Here is a 21,825-nt window from a genome sequence, read left to right as displayed (position 1 = left end):
CTCGGCATCGGGAGTGTCCATGACCATCGCGCACAGAACCTGTCCCATTTGCGACGCCGTCTGCGGCCTGCGCCTCCAGCTGGACGACACGGGTCACGTCCTCTCGGTCAAGGGGGACGCCGACGACCCGTTCTCGCGGGGCTACGTCTGCCCCAAGGGCGCCAGCCTCGGCGCGCTCGACGAGGACCCCTCCCGCCTGCGTCACCCTCTCGTCCGCGTGGACGGCGAGCTGCGCGAGTCGTCGTGGGAGGAGGCCTTCGAGGCGGTCGAGCGCGGCCTGGAACGGGTGATCTCCGAGCACGGACGGGACGCGGTCGCCGTCTACTTCGGCAACCCGACCTTCCACACCATGGCCGGGTTCATGTACCGGATGCCGCTCACGCAGTCGCTCGGCACCCGCAACGTCTACTCCGCCAGCACCATCGACCAGGCCCCCAAGCAGGTGGCGTGCGGGCTCATGCTCGGCGACCCCTTCGCGATCGCCGTGCCCGACCTCGACCGCACCGATTTCCTGCTGGTCATCGGGGCCAACCCGGCCGAGTCGCACGGCTCGCTGTGCGCGGCCCCCGACTTCCCCGGCAGGCTCAAGGCGCTGCGCCGGCGCGGCGGCAGGCTCGTCGTGGCCGACCCGCGGCGCACCCGTACCGCCGCCCTGGCCGACGAGCACCTGTTCGTCCGCCCGGGCACCGACTCCCACCTGCTGCTGGCCATCGTGCACACGCTGCTGGCCGAGGAGCTGACCTCGATCGACATCGAGATCGACGGGCTGGACGAGCTGCGCGAGGCGGTCGCCCCGCACACGCCGGAGGCCGCCGCGCAGATCTGCCGCGTGCCGGCCGGCCGCATCACCGCGCTGGCCCGCGAGCTGGCGGCGGCGCCCTCGGCGGCCGTCTACACCAGGATCGGCACCTGCACCTCGGAGTTCGGCACGCTCACGCAGTGGCTCGTGGACGTGGTGAACGTGCTGACCGGCAACTTCGACCGGCCCGGCGGCGTCATGTTCACCCGGCCCGCCATCGCGGAGATCTTCCGGCCGCGCGAGCCGTTCACCACGGGCAGCTGGCGCAGCCGGGTGCGGGACCTGCCGGAGGTGATGGGCGAGCTGCCAGTCGCCACGCTCGCCGACGAGCTGGAGACGCCGGGCAAGGGCCAGGTCAGGGCCATGGTGACGGTGGCGGGCAACCTCGTGCTGTCGGCGCCGAACGGGCCGCGCCTGGACCGGGCGCTGGCCGGCGTGGACTTCATGGTGTGCGTGGACCCGTACCTCAACGAGACGACCAGGCACGCCGACGTGATCCTGCCGCCGCCGCGGATGCTGCAGATGCCGCACTACGACTTCCTGCTGTCCACCGTGACCGTGCGGAACTACGCCAGGTTCTCGCCCGCCATCCTCCCGCTCGGCCCCGACCAGCGGTCAGAGGCGGAGATCCTGGCCAGGCTCACGCTCATCGCCGCGGGCCAGGGCGCGCAGGCCGACCCGGCGGCGCTCGACGAGATGATCGTCGGGCAGGTGCTCGGCGAGGCGAGCGGCCTGCGGGCCGAGCTGTCCGGCGACAGCGGGCCGGAGCTGATGCTCGACGCCCTGCTGCGGCTCGGCGCGTACGAGCTGTCGCTGAAGGAGCTGATCGCCCAGCCGCACGGCGTCGACCTGGGCCCGCTGGAGCCGCGGCTCGGCGAGCTGGTGCGCACGCCCTCGGGGCGGGTGGCGCTGGCGCCCGAGGCGATGGTCGAGGAGGTGCGCCGGCTGCGCGCGCGGCCCGCCGCGCCCGACTCGCAGCTCCTGCTGATCGGGCGGCGTCAGCTGCGCTCCAACAACAGCTGGCTGCACAACGTGCCCGTGCTGGTCGGCGGCGCCAACCGGTGCACGCTGCACATGCACCCCGACGACGTGGCCGGGCTCGGGCTGGGTGAGACCGCGCTCGTCCGCTCGGCGGCCGGGGAGGTCGTCGTGCCCGTCGAGCCCACCGAGTCGATCATGCCGGGCGTGGTCAGCCTGCCGCACGGGTGGGGTCACGCGGGCGGGAACCAGCCGGTGGCGGTGCGGCACGCCGGGGTCAACGCCAACGCCCTGACGGACGAGACGGTCATCGACCCGGTGTCGGGCAACGCCGTCTTCAACGCGGTCCCCGTGACGGTCTCGAAGGTCACCGCCTGACCTGGTACGCACGCGGCTCCGGCCCGATCCCGCGCGGCGGGTGACGGCCGGGGCGGTCCCCAGCAGGAGGCGGCTCTACCAGCCGGGTCTGATGGTCCGCGCGATGTGCGCGCGCTCGCCGTCCGGCAGCCACCAGCCCACCGGGATGTTGTAGCCCACTCGGGCACGTCGTAGCCGGCGTGCACCCGGTCGGCGTCCCGTTCGATGCCGAAGAAGCGCAGCCTGCGGGCGCGCAGCAGGGACGGCTCGTCGGGCAGCACGAGCAGGCCGCCGGTGTCGCAGCTCAGGTGCTTGGCCGCGTGGAAGCCGGCTGAGAAGCTGACGAGCGTGCTGGGCCCGACACCCGCTCGACGGCGGCGGCGGGCCGGGACGTCTCACACGATGCGCACGTCGGGCACGTAGAGGATCCAGCGTCCGCCTCGTTCGCGGAACGCCTGCTCCTTCGCCATGATCTCCTCGGCGTGGTTCCACGCGAACAGCACCGCGTAGTCGGGGTGGTCCGCGGCGAACGCCCCGGGCTCCAGCACCGGGATGTGCGAGCCCGCGACCAGCCGTCCCTGCTTGGACGGGGTCGAGTCGACCACGAACGGGATCAGTTCGGTCCCGATGCCGCAGTAGTTCGTCACCGTCGTGACCTTGGCGGGCGCGCCGTAACCGACCACCCGCTTGCCCTGCGCGTGGAGGTCGCCCAGCAGCCCGGTGAGGTCCTCCCGGATCTTCCGGACCGCGGCGGCGAACTTCTCGATCGTGCCGTGCTCCGCCAGCCGCTGCTCGCGTTCCCGGGCCAGGAACTCCGCCACCGCGGGAGCCGGGGCGCGCCGGGACGGCCGCGCGATCGTGTAGCGCATCGTGCCGCCGTGCAGCGGCACGGGCTCGGCGTTGACGAGCTCGAACCCGGCGAGTTCCGCCATGGCCTTGACCGACCGCACCGAGAAGATGTGGACGTGCTCGTCGTAGATCATGTCGAAGGCGTTCTGTGCGATGACCGATCCGAGGTAGGGCTCCTCGAAGACGAACACCCCATCGGGCGTCAGGAGCGTGTCGATGCCCTGGAGCAGCCGCCGGAGATAGACGATGTGGGCGATGCAGTTGGCCCCGAACACCATGTCCGCGGGGCCGTGCTCCGCGCGGATGGCGGCCGCGGTGTTCTCGTCGAAGAACTCGCCGAGCACCCGGATCCCCCGCCCCCGCGCGACGTCGGCGACCTCCCGGCACGGCTCGACGCCCAGGTGCCGGACGCCGGCCTGCGCGATCGTGGCGAGCATGACGCCGTCATTGCTGCCGATCTCGACGATGAACGCGTCCGGTCGGGTCAGCTCGGTCTCCAGGAAACGGCGGGCGTTCCCCTCGAAATGCGCGCGGTGCACCGCAGAACCCGACGCGTGATACGGATATTCGTCGCGGTATTTCGCCTCTGCGGGAACATCATCGAGCAGCTGGAACATCGTGCAGGAGTCGCAGGTCCCCGCGCTGAGCGGGAAAGACTTCTCGTGCTCGATCTCATGAGGCAACGGAAATCCGTTACCCGACGGCTGCCGACCCAGGTTGACGGTTTCTTTCACCGTGCCGCCGCAAATCCTACAGTTACTATTCGACATGAGCCGAGGCTAGCCGCGGGCCCTCGCAGGGAACATCTCGAAGATTGCGCAGTTCCGCGGCGCCGGCGACACCGCTGCGCAATCGGGAAGATGCCCGGCGAACGCGGTGAATGTGAGACTTTCCGGGTGATCGAATCAACTGCGGAGGCGCTGATGACCACGGACATTTCGGCCATGGCCACCCGGGACGCCGAGGGCGCCCGGAAGGCCAACGTCTACAGCGCCGACGTGAGCGAGGTCTACGACCTCGTCTACAAGGGGCGGGGCAAGAACTACGCGCACGAGTCCGCCGTCGTCACCGAGCTGGTGCGCGCCCGCCGCCCCGGGGCGGCCTCGCTGCTGGACGTGGCCTGCGGGACGGGGGAGCACCTGCGGACGTTCCGGCTCATGTTCGACGAGGTCGAGGGCGTCGAGCTCTCCCCGACGATGCGCGCGGCGGCCAGGCGGAAGGTGCCCGGCGTGGCGATCCACGACGGGGACATCCGGCGGTTCGACACCGGCCGGACCTATGACGCGGTGTGCAGCCTATTCGGCACGGTCGGCTACATGACCGACACGGCGGAGCTGGAGGCGGCGGTGGGCCACATGGCCGCTCATCTGCCGACCGGCGGGGTGCTGATCGTCGAGCCGTGGTACTTCCCCGCCAGGTTCATCGACGGCCACATCGCCGGCGACTTCGTACGCGGCGCGGACCGTACGGTGGCGCGGGTGGGGCGGATGGCGCGGACCACGGGCTCCACCGTCCGGCAGGAGTCGCACTGGTCCGTGGCGGACGCGACGGGCGTACGCCACTTCGACCAGGTCCAGATCTTCACCCTGTTCGAGCCCGCCGACTACACGGCCGCGTTCCGGCGCGCGGGCTGCGACGCCGAGTACATCGAGAGCGGGGAGATCGGGGACGGCCGTGGACTCTTCGTCGGCGTCCGGCACTGAACGGACCGGACGGAGCGCGCCGCCGATGATCCCGCTGCTCAAGGCCGCGATCGGGCCGGGCACCCTGGACCGGATCGCCGACGTGCTGCGCACCGGCATGATCGGGCACGGGCCGGTGGTCGAGGAGTTCGAGGCGGCGCTGGGCGCGCGCCTCGGGAACCCGTACGTGGCCACGGTCAACAACGGCACCTCGGGCCTGCATCTCGCGCTCCGGCTGGCGGGCGCGTCCGGCACCGGCGACGGACGGGAGGCCGGACTGGACTCCGACCGGGACGAGGTGCTGAGCACGCCGCTGACCTTCGAGGCCACCAACTGGGCCGTGCTGGCCAACGGGCTGCGCCTGCGCTGGGTCGACGTGGACCCGGCCACGCTCAACCTCGACCTCGACGATCTCGCGAAGAAGATCTCACCGGCCACCCGCGCCATCGTCATCGTCCACTGGGCCGGGTATCCGGTGGACGTGGACCGGCTGCGGGAGATCCTCGACGCGGCCGAGGCCGCGCACGGCTACCGGCCGGTGGTCGTCGAGGACTGCGCGCACGCCTGGGGGAGCACCCTTCGCGGCCGTCCGGTGGGCGGTGACGGCGAGAACATCTGCGTGTTCAGCTTCCACGCGACCAAGCACCTCGGCACCGGCTGCGGGGGCATGCTCACCCTGCCCGACGAGCGGTCGTACGAGCGCGCCCGCAGGCTCCGCTTCTTCGGCATCGACCGGCGGGCCGACCGGGTCAACGGCGACTACGACGTGCCCGAGTGGGGCTACAACTTCTACCTGGACCAGATCAGCGCCTCCATCGGGCTGGCGAACCTGGAGACGGTCGACGAGCGGGTGGAACAGCACCGCCGGAACGCCGCGTTCTACGACGCGGAGCTGGCCGGCGTACCGGGACTGGAACTGACCGCGCGGGAGCCGGACCGGGAGTCGTCCTGCTGGCTGTACCCGGTCAAGGCCGAGGACCGGCCCTCGTTCATGCGGAAGATGAACGACGCGGGGATCATGGTGAGCATGCTGGTCCGGCGCAACGACACGCACGGCGCCGTGCGGGACGTCGCGGATCGGGCGCTGCCCGGCCTGGACGCCGTGCACGACCGCATAGTCCACATCCCCGTCGGCTGGTGGCTTTCCGCGGCCGATCGCGCGCATATAGCGGACACGATCAAATCCGGCTGGTAATTCCCTGCTCTTTGCGTGCGCACTCCGCGAGTGTTATCACAAAGCATTCATCGGGCCTTGAATTCGACGTACCATTTGGCTGAGAGCGGCGCGCGACCATTTGCCCGCGCGATTCTCGGGTCGCCCGCGCCCCAATTGATCTCCCGGCGGTCAAAACAGCACGCCGGGAGATGCGGCGGAAAATCCTGGATGTGACGCTGACCACATGCCCCATTGGTCCACGAAACCGTGAGGACTCGCATAGCGATGGGTGTCGACACCACTATTTTCGAGCACCGCCTCGCCGACCCGCCGGAGCCTGGCCTCACCCCCGAGGACGTGGTCGCCAGGGCCGAGGCGATGATCCCCGAACTGGTCGAGCGCCAGGGCGAGACCGAGCAGCGCACGTACTACGGCGAGGACGTCCACGAACGCTTCTCCGAGGCCGGCTTCTACCGGATCCTGGTGCCCCGCCGGTACGGCGGCTACGAGTTCGGGATCGACACGTTCGTCCGCGTGGCGATCAACCTCACCCGAGGCTGCCCCTCGACGGGCTGGATGTACTGCCTGGGCGCGGCGCACGCGCTGGCGGCGGCCACGATCTTCGACGAGGCCACGCAGGCGGAGATCTTCGCCTCTGGCGAGTTCATCTGCCCGGCGACCGTGATGCCCGGCGGCACGGCCGAGCGCACCTCCGACGGCGACTGGCTGATCAACGGCACCTGGGGCTACTGCTCGGGCTCGCCGTACGCCTCGCACTTCATCGGCCACGCGATGGTCACCCCCGACGGCGGCGGCCCGCCCGAGCCGATGATGTTCATCGCCCCGCGCAGCGCGTGGATCCGCCTCGACGACTGGGGCCGGGCGCTCGGGCTGAAGGGCAGCGGGTCGCACAGCATCCGCATCGTCGACGGCCGCGTCCCCGACCGCTACACGCTCAAGCAGCACATGAGCCAGATCGATGTCACCGCGGGCACCCCGGGGCGCGAGCTGCACGGGCCCCAGTACGGGGGCGGGCAGCTCACGTTCATGGTGCTGGAGGACGCGGTGCTCGCGGTCGGCATGGCCAAGGGCGCGCTGGACGCGTACGAGGAGCTCATGCGGACGCGGACGACGCCGTTCCCGCCCATCGTCACGCGCTGCGAGGACCCGGACTTCCAGCTCAGGTACGGCAAGGCCGCCGGCCTGATCGCCACCGCGGAGGCCGCCACCCTGGACGTGGCCCGCCAGTGGCACGAGATCACCGCCGCCGGCGCGGCCGCCGTCACCCGCGAGAGCGAGCTCGCCCTCGCCGGGATCTGCAGCGAGGCGGTCGCCCTGTGCTGGAAGGCGGTCGAGTCGTACCTGTTCCCCACGGCGGGGTCGAGCGCCGTCCGCAGCGGCGAGCGCATCGAGCGCGTGTGGCGGGACATGTCGATGTTCGTCACCCACGCGGGCGTCTCGACGTTCCTCGCCACCATCGCCAAACGTGATCTGGCCAAGGCCCGGTTCGGGCTCGGGTAGAGGCCCGAGCGGAGGAAGGAAGCGGAGTAGCCCGATGACAGACCTTCAGGACGCACCTCCCGTCGAGGACGCCCGGCCGGCGACCCGGCCCATGACCGGGGCGGAGTACATAGAGAGCCTGCGCGACGACCGGGCGATCTACCTCTACGGCGACCGGGTCAAGGACGTGACCGCACACCCTGCGTTCCACAACCCGATCAGGATGACCGCCAGGCTCTACGACGCGCTGCACGACCCCGACCGGCGCGACGCGCTCATCGCGCCCACCGACACCGGCGGCGACGGCTACACCCACAGCTTCTTCACCACCCCCCGCAGCGCCGAGGACCTGGTAGCCAACCAGCGCGCCATCGCCGCGTGGGCGCGGATGAGCTACGGCTGGATGGGCCGCAGCCCCGACTACAAGGCCTCCTTCCTCGGCACACTTGGCGCCAACGCCGAGTTCTACGAACCGTTCGCCGACAACGCGCGACGCTGGTACCGGGAGTCGCAGGAGAAGGTCCTGTTCTGGAACCACGCGATCGTCCACCCGCCCGTGGACCGCAACCGGCCGCCCGACGAGGTCGCCGACGTCTTCGTCCACGTGGAGAAGGAGACCGACGCGGGCCTGGTGGTGAGCGGCGCGAAGGTGGTGGCGACGGGTTCGGCGCTGACCCACTACAACTTCATCGCCCACTACGGCCTGCCCATCAAGGACAGGAAGTTCGCCCTGGTGGCGACCGTGCCGATGCACTCCCCCGGGCTGAAGCTGATCTGCCGTCCCTCCTACTCCGCCGCAGCGACCGTCATGGGCAGCCCGTTCGACTACCCGCTGTCTTCGCGGCTGGACGAGAACGACACGATCCTCGTCCTGGACAAGGTGCTCATCCCCTGGGAGAACGTCTTCATCTACGGCCACCTGGGCAAGGTCCAGCTCTTCACCGGCCGTTCCGGCTTCCCTGAGCGGTTCACCTTCCACGGGTGCACCCGCCTGGCCGTGAAACTGGAGTTCATCGCGGGCCTGCTGGCCAAGGCGGTGGAGATCACCGGCACCAAGGACTTCCGCGGCGTGCAGAGCCGGATCGGCGAGGTGCTCGCCTGGCGCAACCTGTTCTGGGGGCTGTCGGACGCGGCCGCGCGCAACCCGGTGCCGTGGACCAACGGCGCGGTGCTGCCCAACCCGGAGTACGGCCTGGCCTACCGCTGGTTCATGCAGATCGGCTACCCACGGGTCAAGGAGATCATCCAGCAGGACATCGCCAGCGGCCTGATCTACATCAACTCCAGCGCCGAGGACTTCAAGAACCCCGAGGTGCGGCCGTACCTGGACAAGTACCTGCGCGGCTCCGGCGGCGTCGACTCGGTCGAGCGGATCAAGGTGATGAAGCTGCTGTGGGACGCCGTGGGCACCGAGTTCGGCGGGCGGCACGAGCTGTACGAGCGCAACTACGCGGGCAACCACGAGAACACGCGCGTGGAGCTGCTGTTCGCGCAGACGGCCAGTGGCCAGGTGGACGGGTACAAGGCCTTCGTCGACGAATGCCTGAACGAGTATGACCTCGACGGCTGGACGGTGCCCGACCTGTCCTCGTTCGAGGAGCTGCGGCAGGCCAGTGGAGGACTGCGCGACTTCTGAACCCCGCCACTGCGGGAAGGGCGCTGGGAGGCGAGCCTCCCAGCGCCCTTCCGTCGTAGAAGGGCCTTCCCCTGCCGTACGAGGCCCTCCCGGTCATACGAGGCCCGGTCGCACGAAGGCGCCCCCGGGACACGACCCGGGGGCGCCTTCGTGAGCCGAGAATCAGCGGAGGGCGACGTCGGCCTGCTCGACGGCGGCCAGGAACTCCCCGCGGGAGATCGCGGCGGCCACCAGCTCGATGTCGTCCGACATGAAGCGGTCCTCCTCCAGGACCGGCACGAGCGAGCGGACCCGCTCGTACGTGGCCAGACCGGCCGGGCTGAGCCGGTCGTGCCGGCCCGACAGGTCCACGGCCTGGGCCGCGGCCAGGAACTCCACCGCGAGGATCCTGGTGTTGTTCTGCAGCACCCTGCGCGCGTTGCGGGCGGCGATCAGCCCCATGCTGACGACGTCCTGGTTGTCGCCGTTGGACGGCACGCTCTGCGTGCTGGCGGGCCCGATCGTCCTGTTCTCCGCGACCAAGGCGGTGGCCGGGTACTGCGCCCCGGCGAAACCGCTGTTCAGTCCCGGATCGCCGGCGACGAGGAACTCGGGCAGGCCGTTGCTGAGATGCCGGTTCAGCAGCCGGTTGGTCCGCCGCTCGGAGAAGACGCCGAGCTGGGTGAGCGCGATGGTGAGGTAGTCCATGACGAAGGCGACCGGCTGGCCGTGGAAGTTCGCCCCGTGGAAGACCTCCTTGCCCTCGAAGACCAGCGGGTTGTCGTTGGACGAGTTGAGCTCGATGTGCAGCGTGGCCGCGGCGTGGTAGACGGTGTCCCTGACGGCGCCGACGACCTGCGGGATGGCCCGCAGCGTGTACGCCTTCTGCAGGTAGACCTCGGTCCGGTGGACGCCGTGCTCCGCGGATTCGGCTCCGTCCTTGCGCCGGGGGCGCTGCGGCTCCCTGTCCCGCAGGACCGCCAGGCGCAACGGGTCGACGCTGAGCGCCTGGCGCAGCTCACTGTGATCCACGGCCAGGCCGCTGCCGCTCAGCAGGGCCCGCATGTTGGCGGCGACGTCGATCTGCCCCTGGTGCGGGCGGGCGATGTCGTGCCCGTCGGCCACGAACGGGCTGGTCGAGCCCTGCAGGACCTCGCAGATCAGCGCGGTCACGATCTCGGCCTGCCGCACCTGGTCAAGGGCCCGGGTGACCAGCAGGCAGCCGAGCCCGGTCATCGCCGAGGTGCCGTTGATCAGCGCCAGCCCTTCCTTGAACCGCAGTTGCAGCGGCTCGATGCCGAACTCGCGCAGTACGCGCCCGGTTTCGACCCGCCGGCCGTCACGCAGCACGTACCCCTCGCCGATCAGCGTCGAGGCGACGTGCGCCAGCGGCGCCAGATCACCGCTCGCGCCCAGTGACCCGATCTCGGGGATGGCGGGCGTGATGCCCAGGTTGAGGTAGAGCGCCAGGCGTTCGAGCAGTTCCGGCCGCACCGCCGAGTAGCCCTTGGACAGGGCGTTGAGCCGGGCGGCGAGGACGGCCCGAGCCTCGTCCTCGGCGAAGATCGGGCCGACTCCGGCGCTGTGGCTGCGGACCAGGTTGGTCTGGAGCTGCACCTCGTTGGAGGTGTCGACGAGCATGTAGATCATCTCGCCGTAGCCGGTGGTCACTCCGTAGACGGGGATGCCGCTCGCGATGATGTCCTCGAACACCCGCCTGTTGGCCGCGACCTTGGCCAGGGCGGAGGGGGCGACGCCACAGGTGACCTCGTTCTCGGCGATCAGCCGTACTGTCGGGACATCCAGGCTCTCCCCATCGAAGTCGACTGACGTTGAGGTCTCAACCAGTGTCACATCACTCACCCGCCATAAATTGGTTGACTGCATCGGTGGAAAGCGCGTGCGCGTGGACCTGAGCGGCCAGGCCGCCCAGGGTGGGGTTGGCGAAGAACTCCCAGAGCGGCACCTCGACGCCGAACCTCTCGCGAACGCGGTCGAGCAGACGAGGCACCATCAGCGAGTGCCCGCCCACTGCGAAGAAGGGGTCGCCGTCGCTGTCCGGCTCGGCCCCCAGAATGTCTGACCAGATGGCGGCCACTTCGAGCTCCACCGGTGTGCGCGCGGCGCCGCGCGGCCCGTCGCTCACTTGTGCCGACAACTCACGCCGGTCGATCTTGCCGCCGACGTTGCGCGGCAAGGCGCCCACCGTCCTGACCGACAGCGGCAACGTGCTCTTCCCGAACTGGGTCCGCAGGGTGGCCCGCAGGTCCGCGGCCCGCACCTCCGCCTCGCCCGCCTGCGTGCGCCGCGGCACGACGTAGGCCACCAGGCGGGTGACCCAGCCATCGGGGCCGCTCACCGGGACGAGCGCGCACTCGGCGACCGCCTCGTGCCGGCTCAGCGCGGCCTCGATCTCGGCCAGCTCGACCCGAGTGCCGTGGAACTTGATCTGGGAGTCGCCGCGGCCGCGGAACTCCAGCAAGCCGTCCCACCGCATGCGGCCGAGGTCGCCCGTGCGGTAGAAGCGGCCGTAGCCGGACCCGCACGCCTGGAGGTGGTACACCGGTTCGAAGACCCGCGTGTCCTCGCCGTCGCCGACATACCCCAGCGCGACGTACGGGCTCCTGACCACGATGTGCCCGGTGACGCCCGGCGGGCAGGGCCGGTCCCAGTCGTCCAGCACCACGACCTGCCGGCCGGGGATGGACCGGCCGATCGGCGTCATGCCGTGCACCGGGCCGGTGACCTCGTACCAGGTCGCCAGGATCGTCTCCGTGGCGCCGTACAGGTTCGCCAGCCGCACGGCCGGCAGGCTCGCGCGCAGGTCGTTGGCCAGTTCCCCGGGCAGCGGCTCCCCCGCGAGCAGCAGGCAGTTGAGCGCGAGCCGCCTGGTGGCGCCCTCGACCTTGATCACGTCGAGGAGCTTGGACGCGAAGCTCGGGACGGTCTGCAGCAGGGTGATCCGCTCGTCCGCGAGCCAGCGGACCATCTTCTCCGGGTTGGCCCTGATCCGCTCGGGCACGGGGCACAGCGTCGCGCCGCCGACCAGCGCGGCGAACGTCTCGCACAGCGCGGCGTCGTAGCCGGGTGCGGCCCACTGGGCCACCCTGGCGCCCGGCCGCATCCGGGACTCGTCGGCCAGCCAGGTGGCGAACTGCGCCAGGCTGCCGTGCGACTGGATGATCCCCTTGGGCTTTCCTGTCGAGCCCGAGGTGTAGGCGATGTAGGCGGGCGCGGTGGTCGTGGGGCTGACGGGCCCCGCGATGGAGGCGGCCGCCGGGCCCGGCACGTCCAGGGTGCCGACGTCGATGACCGTGCCGCCCAGTTCCTCCTCGAACCACTGGCTCAGGTCGTCCCCCGGGCCCTCCACCAGCAAGGAGACGGGCCGCAGCTCGGCCAGCACGACCTTGCCCCGCTCACCCACGTCGCCGGCGCCGAGGCAGGTCAGGTGCGCCCCCGCGCCGAGCACACCGAGCGCGGCGGTGACCTGGGCCGGTCCCGGTGGCATCCTGACGACCACGGAGGCGCCCTCGACCTGGCCGAGCGCGCGCAGGGCGGCGGTGACCGCGGCGGCGCGCCCGTCCAGCTCGCGGTAGGTCAGGCTGCCGCCCTGCCAGTCGAGCGCCACCATGCCCGGCGCCCGCCCGGCCCAGGCGCGGACGAGCTCGGGCGCCGAGGGCAGGAGGGGGTCCAGCACCGCCGTCTGGTCGGCCTCACGCACCCTCGTGTGCGTCCGCGTGTAGTCCTCCAGCGGGACCTGGTCGGCGGGCAGGTCCGGGGCGCGCAGGGCGATGGCCAGGAACGTGCGGAGCTGGTCGAGGAGGAGCGCGGCCGACTCCTCGTCGTACAGGCTGTCGCGGTAGCACAGCGACCCGGCCAGTGTGGACCCCGCGTGCTCCACCGTGAGGGAGAGATCGGTCCTGGCGGCGCCGGCGCGCGGCCGCTCGGGCCGGACCTCGGCCGCACCCAGCAGGGGCACGGGCTCGGCCTCGCCGCGATAGTCGAACATCACGTCGCACAGCGGGATCCGGCGCGGATCCCGGTCCAGCCGCAGCGCCTGCACCAGCCGGTCGAAGGGCAGGCCCCGGTGCCGGTACGCCTCCTTCAGCACCCGCGACACCCGGCGGACGGCCTGCCTGAAGGTGATCCCGCCCGAGAGGTCGGCGCAGAGCACCATGTGGTTGAGGTACGGGCCGACGAGGGCGCCGGACCTGACACCGGGCCGCATGTTCACCGGAGTGCCGACCGCCACCCGGTCCTCCCCGGAGTGCCTGCGCAGCAGGCAGAGGAACGCGGCCAGCATGACCGCCGAGCGGGTGACCCACTCCTCGCGCGCCAACTCGGCGAGCGCCTGTCCGAGCGCGGGCGCCCACTCGAACCGCACGACCCCACCGTGGAACGACGGCTCTCGCGGCCGGGGCCGGTCGGCCGGCGGTGCCGGGGACGAGGGCGGCGGGCTCAGCGTCCTGGTCCACCAGTCGAGCAGGCGGTGCAGCTCCGGGGTGTGCGCCTGGTCGCGCTGCCAGCGGGCGTAGGAGGCGTACTGGAGCCCATCAGACGGCGGCGCCTCCTGGGCACCCTGCGGCGCCTGATGGGCGGCGTAGCAGTCGGAGAGCTCGTCCAGCAAGGTCGTGAAGGACCACTCGTCCGCGACGGCCTCGTGCAGCCGCAGCACGATGAGGTGGTCGTCAGCGCCCAGCCGCGCCACGGCGAGGCGGGCGAGCGGTCCCTCTTCCAGGTCGAGCGGGGTACGCGCGAGGTCGGCGCAGAGCTCCTCGGCCGAGCCGGTGGCGCTGACCTCCGTGAAGGCGTGCGGATGGCAGTCGGCGGCGATCTCCTGCACGGGCAGCCCGCCGACCTCCACGAGGGTGGTCCGCAGGATCTCGTGGCGGAGCACGACACTGCGCCACGCGGCCCGCAGCGCGGCCACGTCGAGTTCGCCGGTCGTTCGGTAGGCGCGAAGCATTGTGTACGCGGGCGAATCCGGGACCAGTTTCTGCAGAAACCACGCTTGGTCCTGCAGCCACGAGGTCGCCGCTCTCTTAACACCGGACTTCCTCACCACGACATCGTCAGGCGAGGCCGCCGCGGGTGGCATCTCTTGACGTGCTGCGTTGCCTCCGGCTGGCAGGAAACAGCGAATCGGGGGCAACTTGCTGCCACCGTCCCGCCTTGTTCCGAGCAATCCGCGATCGCGCTCCTGGCAACAAGAGAAAACCTGCGGAATTGACAGTCCCGCACCCCGCGGCGGGGCGCGGGAGAAAGGCAGCTGAATTCATGACGCTAATCACCGCGACGCGTCAGCACTTTCCGGTACGCCGTACGGCATGTCAAGCGCCGGTCATTGGCAGAAAACTGCAGGGCCGGACAGTTTGCTGCACCGGAAACTCCTGGTTCGGCGGCTCGGAGTCACGCAGAGTTGTGCTTACGCAAGCAGATCGGCGCTTCGAGATGAGGATGAGGAAAAGGAAATGGCAACATCTGGCACCACGTCCGACTCCTTGGCCGCCCTGCCGCCACTGGAGGTGGTCGGGCCCGGCCCCGAGACCTCCCCGCTTCTTCAGACGGGGTTCGCCAGTCCCGGCACGCCGAACTACCGCTTCTGCGTCGACAGCGTGAAGCGCAAGTACCTCAGCAGGTACGGCGCTGTCGTCGCCCCTTGCCCCGACCTGTTCGTCACCGCGTGGGACGGCACCTCCGGCCTGCCCGCCTTCGGCCGCATACTGGGCGTCGCGGGGCTCACCACCGCCGCCGGGCGCAAGTTGCTGTCGGAGAGCTATCTCGACGTCCCGGTTGAGCGGGCCTGCTCCGACCTGACCCCCGGCACCCGAGTCGACCGCCGCCGTGTCGCGGAGATGGGCCCGCTTGCGTCGTTCCATCCCGGTGCCGGCCTGTTCCTCATGCGCGCTCTGCCGGAGATCGCCCTCCATTTGGGATACGACTTCCTGCTGTCCACGTTGACCGAGAAGCTCCACGACGTGGCCCGGACCGCGGGCTGGGAGTTCCACACCCTCACCAATGCCCGCCGCGCCGACCTCGCGGGGACAGGCAGCGCCGACTGGGGCACCTACTACTCCACGAAACCCCGCACGGGCATCCTCCGCTGCGGGCGGGACGTCGCCCTGCGGGCCGCCGGCTGACGGCGTTCTTTCAACGGCACCGAGCTTTTCACCAGCACCCATAGAAGGAGTCCACTGATGCGTTGGCTTGACCATGCCCTCAACCGCCTCGGCTCGCTGGAGACGGTGGCCGTCGAGGAGATGAGGTCGTCCGGGCCGCCCCGCCCGTACACCTACGGGACCGTGCTCGGCGCGGCGATCCGTACCGGTGACGCGATCGTCGCCGCGGCCGAAGGGAGGGAGAGCGGGACCAGCACGATCGGCATCCTCACCGGCAACGGTGTGGAGGGGATCGTCGGCGACCTGGCCTGCCTGCTGACCGGCGTGCGGTCGGTGCCCATCCCGATCGCCTTCGGCCGGGACCAGGCCCGCCATCTGCTGTCGCACTCGATCGTCTGCCTGGTCGACGAGCAGGGGCGCAAGCGTCTGGCGGAGTGGGGCGGTGAGGACAGGATCCTCCCCAAGGGCTGCGAGATCATCACGATCAGGGTCGAGGGGGGATACTCCCCCGAGGAGATCACCGCCAGGGTCCGGGCCGCGACGGCGCTGGACGAGTCCGCCATCTGCAAGATCGTCCACACGTCCGGCACGACCTCCACCCCGAAAGGAGTGATGCTCCGCCGCGGCGCGGTGGACGACCTGATCGACTCTGTCACCAGCCGGGTCGGCGTCGAGGCGTGGCAGCGCTACGTCTCCGTCGTGCCGCTGAGCCTGCTGGTGGAGCAGGTCTTCGCCGTCTATCTGACCTTCCTCGCCGGTGGCACGGTCGTGTTCCTGCCCGAGGAGGCCAAGCCGCTGGGCACCGCCGGCGGTGACGTCGAGCAGGTCCGCGGACTGCTCGCCGCGGCCCGGCCCACGGTGTCGCTGGTGCCGCCGTCCCTCGTGGAGTCCATCGCGGCCCGCGCCAGAACCACCCCGGACGCGACTACTCGCGAGCTGTCCCTGGCGGTGTACGGCCGGGAGGACCCGATGCTGCTGTTCAGCGGCGGCGCCCCGGTGTCCGACGAGGTCCTGCGCGTCATGTGGGACCGCGGCCTGCCGGTGTACGTGGCGTATGGCCTCAGCGAGAACGGCTCCGTCGCCACGCTCAACGGCCCCGGCCTCGTCCGGCTCGGCACGGTGGGCAAGCCCCTGCGACACTGCGAGGTCAGCCGATCCGACACCGGCGAACTCCTCATCCGCAGTTCGTCCCTGCTCACTGGCTACCTCGGATCGGACGACCCGACCGCGCTCCCGCTGGACGCCGAGGGCTGGCTGCACACCGGCGACATCGCCGACATCGACGCCGACGGCTACGTCACCATCACCGGCAGGCTCAAGAACATCATCATCACGTCCAACGGACGCAACGTCAGCCCGGAATGGGTCGAGGCGCAGTACAAAAGCCGGCCCAGCATCGAGGCCGCCGCCGTGTTCGGCGACAACATGGAGCGGCTGATCGCGGTCTTCGTCGTCAGGCGCGGCGCCGACCCCGCCACCGCGCTCACCGAGGTGCGCCACGTCAACGCCGAGGTGCTCTCGGAGATCGAACAGGTCGGCAGCGCCGCGTTCGTCGAGGCCGACGAGACGTTCTACGCCGAGTTCTTCACCGTCACCGGACGCCCTCGCCGTAAAGAGATCAAGGAAGCACTCACCACTGGCCGATTCGACCTGACGGAGGTCTGAGAAATGCTGGACAACTTCACCACGACCGACCACACCGACGGCAAGGGCCTGGTCGTCACCACTGCCGACCGCGCCGGACTCGACACCGTCGACCGCGTCGAGCTGATGGCCGCGCTCGCCGAGCACGGCTACGTCGTCCTACGCGGCTTCGACGCCGACCCGGCCACCTTCTCCGCGCTCATCCAGAGCGTCTCCTCGCGGATCACCCTGGACCCGGCGCGCAAGTTCGCCGGCGGCAATGTCGCGCAGAAGATCGAGGCAGGGCTGGTGCCGCAGGGCCTGCACGTGGAGAACGGCGCCACTCCGTGGGTGCCGGACCTGGTGTGGTTCTACTGCGAGACCCCGGCCAAGGTCGGCTCGCAGACCACCATCTGCGACGGGCTGTACGTGTGGGACCGGCTACCGGCGCGCACCCAGGAGCTGTTCCTGTCCACCCGGATCACCTTCGCCCGGCCGATGCCCGAGGACAAGTGGAAGAACCTCGTCTTCCGCCTGCTCGACGGCGCCAAGACCGCCGACGAGGTCGTCTTCGACGACCTGCTGGCGGTGACCGACGACGGCGTCGACGTCAAGTACCGGCTGCGCCCCGACGGCTCCGTGCACTACAAGTACTTCACCTACGCCGCGCACACCACGCTGTTCGGCACCGACATCGCTTTCGCCAACAGCATCCTGACCCCGTCGGTCAACTACGAGCCTCCGGTGATCGAGTTCGAGGACGGCCGTCCGCTGGACGCCATGCTGATGCGCCAGATCATCGAGGCCACAGAGCTGGAGACCGACGAGATCAACTGGCACGAGGGCGACGTCGCGCTGGTCGACAACAGCAGGCTCATGCACGGGAGGCGCAAGATCCGCGATCCGCTCCGCTCCCTCTACAACGCCCAGAGCTACGCCAGGGACGACGTCGTCGAGCCCGTTCGCGAACGAGTGGCTACCATCCGCAGGGCCGCCTGATGCGGACCCAGTACGACGACATCGGCCAGTCCTACGAGCGGCTCAAGCGGGGGATGCCACTGGCCTGGGGCCCCGAACGGGCCACGGTCGAGGCGCTGACCGGCGCGGTGGCGGGCAGGTCCGTACTGGACCTGGCGTGCGGCACCGGCTGGTACAGCAGGATCATCGCCCGCGCCGGCGCGGCGTCGGTCCTCGGGGTGGACATCTCCGTGGAGATGGTCGCCGCCGCCGAGCGTGCCGAGGCCCGCGAACCGCTCGGTATCCACTACAAGGTCCATGACGCCCGGACGCTCGGCGTCATCGGCCGGTTCGATCTGGTCAACGCGGTGTGGCTGCTGTGCTACGCCCGCGACCGGTCCGACCTGTCCGCCATGGCCCGCACCATCCACGACAATCTCGCCCCCCAAGGCGTGTACACGGGCTTGGAGATGAACCCGCACTTCGACTGGGACGGCCCCACGGCCACCAAGTACGGCCTGACCCACCGGCCCGACGCGGACTTCCCCGGCGGGAAGGAGTTGACAGTTACCGCGCACGTGGACCCGCCCATCTCGTTCCAGGCCTGCTTCTGGGAGGAGGAACCGGTGGTCACCGCACTGCGCGACGCGGGGTTCCGCTCGGTGGAGATCCTTCCCCCCGTGCTGACCGCCGACCACGGCGACGCGTTCTGGGATGACTTCCGAGCCAACCCCGCCATCGTCGGCATCCGTGCGGTCAAGTAACGCCGAGCCGTGTCACGGGCCGAGTTTGCGGCGTCTCCCGCGGCATGCCACGCCTGGTGCGCCATCGCCTGCCCGGGCCGGGGACCGGCTCGGGCAGCGTGGCGTTCCGGGGTCAGGCAGGGGGGATGTTGTAATTCAACCGGAAGAAATTGTCCGGATCGTAGGCCCGCTTCACCTCGCGCAGCCTCCGGTAGTCGGACGGTGTGTAGGCCGCCACGGCGTTGTCCGGATCCTGCAGGAAGTTGAGGAACGCCCGCCCGCCGGTATGGGGCCGCAGCACCGCCTCCACCTCCGGCAGCCTCGCGTCGAGGATGGCGGAGAAGTGCGCCGTGCGGTGTCCCACGGGACCGGCGTGGGGCCCGGGGCGGCCCATCGCGCCGCCCCAGTGGCGGATCTCCACGCCGGAGACCGGCGAATCCGGCCGCGCGGCCGTCGCCACCAGGATGTCGATCACGGGGTCGGGCAGCGTGTCGAGCAGGTTCACGTGCGCTGGAACGGTGCCGCCCATGTCCATCTCGCCGAACGCGCCCGTCCTGAACGTCTCGAGGAGCGGCCGGCCCGCCGCCTCGAACAGCGGCGCGAGCAGCCGCCCGGCCTCCTCCCCCGGGCCGCCGAACATGACGTGGACGGCGACCACGCGCCTGCCCCTGAGCGGAGCGGGCACCTGCCGGTCGTCCGGTAACCGGGTCAGGCGGACCGCGGTGCTCAGCGCGTCCGGCGCCGAGGCGATCCAGTCGCGGTAGCGGACGAGCACGTCGGCGGCCCGCTCCCCGGGGAAGAACGCGGCGCCCGCGAAGACCCGCGCGACCGGATGGAGCCGGAACTCCAGCGAGGTGACCACGCCGAAGTTGCCGCCACCGCCGCGCATCGCCCAGAACAGGTCAGGGTGGCTGTCGGCGCTCGCCGTCAGCACCCGGCCGTCCGCCGTGACCACCTCGGCACGCAGCAGGCTGTCGGCGGCGAAGCCGTATTCACGTGACAGCCAGCCGATCCCGCCGCCCAGCGTGTAGCCGGCCACGCCGACCGTCTGGTGGGCCCCGGCCAGCGGCGCCAGGCCGAGCGGCGCGGCGGCGGCGATCACCTGCTCCCATACGGCGCCCGCGCCGACGCGGGCCACCTTCCGCACCGGGTCCACCAGGACGCCGGCGAGCTGCGTCGTCTTCACCAGGATGCCGCCGTCGGAGGCCGCTTGGGTGCCGTGGCCGGTGCCCTGGACGGCGAGGGGCAAGCCGTGCTCCCTCGCGGTGGCGAGCGCCGCCCGCACGTCGGCGGAGCCCGTGGCCATCACCACGGCGACGGGTCTGGGGTCTATGTCGGAATACGGGGCCTGCCGCTCTCTGTCGTAGGCGACCTCGAACGGGACGTGGACGGCCCCGTCCACGTCCCGCCGCAAACGCCGCACCGCCGCCCGCTCGTTCTCAACCGGGGGGCCGAGCGGGGACAGGTGCTGATGCACATACTGCTGGCTCATGCCAACTTTCCCTCCTGTCTGGGGCTTGTCGCGCAGCGGCCCCGCCCCCGGGATCCGGGGACGGGGCCGGGAACGCGACATGCCGGGTGCTATGGAGCACAGTCGCTGAGACCGGGCCCGGGGGTCGTGCCCGCCGGGCCGAAGAAGAGGAGCGCGCAACCGGTCAGGAATCCAGGGTTCTCCTCGGGGACGAAGTGCCCCGAGTCGGGCGCGACCACGGTGCGCACGTCGTCGGCCACCTGGCTGAAGGAGCCGGCGACACCCGGGCCGAAGGAGTACTGGCCGCCCATGGCCGCCACCGGCATGGCCAGCCTCTTGGCGGCGTTGGCCTTGTTGTTCGCGGCGTCCGCGGCGAAGGCCCGGTAGTACTCGTACCCGGCCGTGCGCCTGGCGGGGCCGGCATATGCGCGGTAGTAGGTGTCGCGGCGGATCGCGTCCTTGCGGTAGCTGAAGTCGAAGATCACGTCCAGGTACGTGGGCACGTCCTCGTCGTCCATGATCCGTTCGGGGATGGGGGCCGGGGAGGAGTTGAACTTGAAGTGGAAGCTCAGCCCGTACAGGTCTTCGAGACCGAAGCCGGACAGCGGGCTCTCGATCGTCACGAGCCTGCTCACCTCGGCGGGGAAGTCCCGCGCGTACGGGTACGCGACGAGGACGCCCAGGTCGTGGCCGATGATCCCGACCTTGGTGTGGCCCAGCGCGCGGACGGCCTGGCGGACCCGGTGCGCGGTGGTGACCTTGTCGTAGCCGCCGGCCGGGATGGACGAGGTGCCCAGGCCGGGCAGGTCCAGGGCGATGACCGTGTGCTTGCGCGCCAGCTCGGGCATGACGCCGCGCCACATCTCCCAGGTCTGCGGCCAGCCGTGCAGGAGCAGCAGGGCCGGTCCTGATCCACCCTTGACGTAGTGGACGGTGCCGCCGTCGACGGGGACCTGACCCTGGGTGAAGCCGGACAGGCCGTCGGCCTGTGCACCATCGCCTGACGACGCGGCGGCGGTCGTGGCGATCATCACCACGGCAAGGGCGGCGGACGCGACGACGCGCGCCACCCTCCTGCCCCACGTTCCTGCTGGCGTCATGTCGTTCCTTTCGATCTCACGGGAGACGGCATGCGAGGACCGGGTCCTGCCGGGCGTGTTCACCGGCGGACCCGGTCCTGAAGCGGGGCCCTCCGCCCTCCCGCAAGCGCGGCAGGCCCCCGCGACCAGTGGTCGGCGTGCTTTCTACGGCCTCATACTGACCGCGTGCGGCGACTCCGCGCATCTCCTGGATTGCGCTCGTGGCCTGGCCGCCCATAACTCCGCAAACCCGGAGTTGCACCGCCCGGCCTGCTGATCGAAGCTCGATATCGCGACACGACACGAACGCCCCGAGAATCGAGGTCCCGCTCATGGTCACGGAAGCCGTAGCAGCCGGTCGTTCCCGCCGGTGGCTGTCGGAGCTGAACACCCGGCATCACAAGGCGGCGCTGACCGCCTATCTCGTGGTGGTCCTGGCCCACTGGGCAGAGCACCTGGCCCAGGCCGTCCAGATCTACGTCCTGGGCTGGCCGCTGCGCGAGGCGCGCGGCGTGCTCGGCGTGCCCTTCCCCTGGCTCGTCACCTCCGAATGGATGCACTACGGCTACGCGCTGCTGATGCTGGCCGGACTGCTCATGCTGCGGCCCGGCTTCTCCGGCCGCTCCCGCGTGTGGTGGAACATCTCGCTGGGGATCCAGGTGTGGCACCACCTGGAGCACCTGCTGCTGCTCCTGCAGGCGCTCACCGGGAACAACCTGCTCGGCCGCCCGGTGCCGACCAGCCTCATCCAGCTCCTCGTACCGCGCGTGGAGCTGCACCTGTTCTACAACGCGATCGTCTTCGCGCCCATGGTGGTCGCGATGCTCCTGCACCGCCGCCCCCGGCCCGGTGAGCGCTCCGCCATGCGGTGCGCCTGTGCCGCGGCCCCCGCGTAGT

The 21,825-nt window shown here is 70.7% G+C and carries 16 protein-coding genes; 11 read left to right on the top strand and 5 right to left on the bottom strand.

The features are described from left to right. Positions 1-19 precede the first annotated feature (19 nt). Both ACTMTI_RS03450 and ACTMTI_RS03445 read left to right on the top strand, forming a co-directional pair. Positions 20-2,155 carry a molybdopterin-dependent oxidoreductase gene (locus tag ACTMTI_RS03450; RefSeq protein ID WP_441118111.1) on the top strand — a complete coding sequence of 712 codons (2,136 nt, stop codon included), beginning with the start codon at positions 20-22 and terminating at the stop codon, positions 2,153-2,155. A gap of 179 nt (positions 2,156-2,334) precedes the next feature. Next, on the top strand, positions 2,335-2,469 hold the full coding sequence (locus ACTMTI_RS03445; protein WP_441118110.1) for a hypothetical protein: 135 nt from the start codon (positions 2,335-2,337) through the stop codon (positions 2,467-2,469). Positions 2,470-2,529: 60 nt separating this feature from the next. On the opposite strand, the gene ACTMTI_RS03440 is transcribed toward ACTMTI_RS03445, so the two are convergent. After that, on the bottom strand, positions 2,530-3,753 hold the full coding sequence (locus ACTMTI_RS03440; RefSeq protein WP_441118109.1) for a methyltransferase domain-containing protein: 1,224 nt from the start codon (positions 3,751-3,753) through the stop codon (positions 2,530-2,532). Positions 3,754-3,879: 126 nt separating this feature from the next. Between ACTMTI_RS03440 and ACTMTI_RS03435 the strand changes: the two genes are divergently transcribed. The 4 genes from ACTMTI_RS03435 (at position 3,880) to ACTMTI_RS03420 (ending at position 8,957) form a co-directional block, all read left to right on the top strand. Beyond that, positions 3,880-4,686: a class I SAM-dependent methyltransferase gene (locus tag ACTMTI_RS03435; RefSeq protein ID WP_441118108.1), complete on the top strand. Its 807-nt coding sequence runs from the start codon at positions 3,880-3,882 to the stop codon at positions 4,684-4,686. 25 nt (positions 4,687-4,711) lie between these two features. Continuing rightward, positions 4,712-5,860 (top strand): DegT/DnrJ/EryC1/StrS family aminotransferase, encoded by a 1,149-nt coding sequence (locus ACTMTI_RS03430; RefSeq protein WP_441118107.1) that lies wholly within the window; start codon positions 4,712-4,714, stop codon positions 5,858-5,860. Between the two features lie 246 nt (positions 5,861-6,106). Further along, positions 6,107-7,342, top strand: coding sequence for an acyl-CoA dehydrogenase family protein (locus tag ACTMTI_RS03425; RefSeq protein ID WP_441118106.1), 1,236 nt, complete (start codon positions 6,107-6,109; stop codon positions 7,340-7,342). Between the two features lie 34 nt (positions 7,343-7,376). Then, on the top strand, positions 7,377-8,957 hold the full coding sequence (locus tag ACTMTI_RS03420; protein ID WP_441118105.1) for a 4-hydroxyphenylacetate 3-hydroxylase family protein: 1,581 nt from the start codon (positions 7,377-7,379) through the stop codon (positions 8,955-8,957). 162 nt (positions 8,958-9,119) lie between these two features. On the opposite strand, the gene cmdF is transcribed toward ACTMTI_RS03420, so the two are convergent. Together cmdF and ACTMTI_RS03410 are read right to left on the bottom strand one after the other, a co-directional pair. Next, positions 9,120-10,790 (bottom strand): tyrosine 2,3-aminomutase, encoded by a 1,671-nt coding sequence (gene cmdF / locus ACTMTI_RS03415; RefSeq protein WP_441118104.1) that lies wholly within the window; start codon positions 10,788-10,790, stop codon positions 9,120-9,122. 1 nt (position 10,791) lies between these two features. Further along, positions 10,792-14,034, bottom strand: coding sequence for a non-ribosomal peptide synthetase (locus ACTMTI_RS03410; protein ID WP_441118103.1), 3,243 nt, complete (start codon positions 14,032-14,034; stop codon positions 10,792-10,794). A gap of 373 nt (positions 14,035-14,407) precedes the next feature. On the opposite strand from ACTMTI_RS03410, the gene ACTMTI_RS03405 reads away from it, so the two are divergent. Genes ACTMTI_RS03405 through ACTMTI_RS03390 form a run of 4 tightly spaced genes read left to right on the top strand, consistent with a single transcriptional unit; the run spans position 14,408 to position 18,399 of the window. Further along, complete coding sequence (locus ACTMTI_RS03405) at positions 14,408-15,076, top strand: thermostable hemolysin (RefSeq protein WP_441118102.1); 669 nt, start codon at positions 14,408-14,410, stop codon at positions 15,074-15,076. A 57-nt stretch (positions 15,077-15,133) separates the two neighbouring features. Next, positions 15,134-16,720, top strand: a complete 1,587-nt coding sequence (locus ACTMTI_RS03400; protein WP_441118101.1) for an AMP-binding protein — start codon at positions 15,134-15,136, stop codon at positions 16,718-16,720. Positions 16,721-16,723: 3 nt separating this feature from the next. Further along, on the top strand, positions 16,724-17,677 hold the full coding sequence (locus tag ACTMTI_RS03395; RefSeq protein WP_441118100.1) for a TauD/TfdA family dioxygenase: 954 nt from the start codon (positions 16,724-16,726) through the stop codon (positions 17,675-17,677). Next, positions 17,677-18,399, top strand: a complete 723-nt coding sequence (locus tag ACTMTI_RS03390; RefSeq protein ID WP_441118099.1) for a class I SAM-dependent methyltransferase — start codon at positions 17,677-17,679, stop codon at positions 18,397-18,399. Before ACTMTI_RS03395 ends, ACTMTI_RS03390 begins: the two co-directional genes overlap by 1 nt. A gap of 112 nt (positions 18,400-18,511) precedes the next feature. On the opposite strand, the gene ACTMTI_RS03385 is transcribed toward ACTMTI_RS03390, so the two are convergent. Together ACTMTI_RS03385 and ACTMTI_RS03380 are read right to left on the bottom strand one after the other, a co-directional pair. Beyond that, positions 18,512-19,870: an FAD-binding oxidoreductase gene (locus tag ACTMTI_RS03385; protein ID WP_441118098.1), complete on the bottom strand. Its 1,359-nt coding sequence runs from the start codon at positions 19,868-19,870 to the stop codon at positions 18,512-18,514. A gap of 89 nt (positions 19,871-19,959) precedes the next feature. Beyond that, positions 19,960-20,949, bottom strand: coding sequence for an alpha/beta fold hydrolase (locus ACTMTI_RS03380; RefSeq protein WP_441118097.1), 990 nt, complete (start codon positions 20,947-20,949; stop codon positions 19,960-19,962). Between the two features lie 311 nt (positions 20,950-21,260). Here ACTMTI_RS03380 and ACTMTI_RS03375 point away from each other — a divergent pair, with 311 nt between their 5' ends. Beyond that, positions 21,261-21,824, top strand: coding sequence for a hypothetical protein (locus ACTMTI_RS03375; RefSeq protein ID WP_441118096.1), 564 nt, complete (start codon positions 21,261-21,263; stop codon positions 21,822-21,824). Position 21,825: the final 1 nt, after the last annotated feature.

The organism is Nonomuraea sp. H19, from assembly GCF_052068215.1.
Classification (GTDB): Bacteria; Actinomycetota; Actinomycetes; order Streptosporangiales; family Streptosporangiaceae; genus Nonomuraea.
Note: the sequence above shows the minus strand (reverse complement) of the source record. Positions and strands in the feature narration are given on the sequence as shown.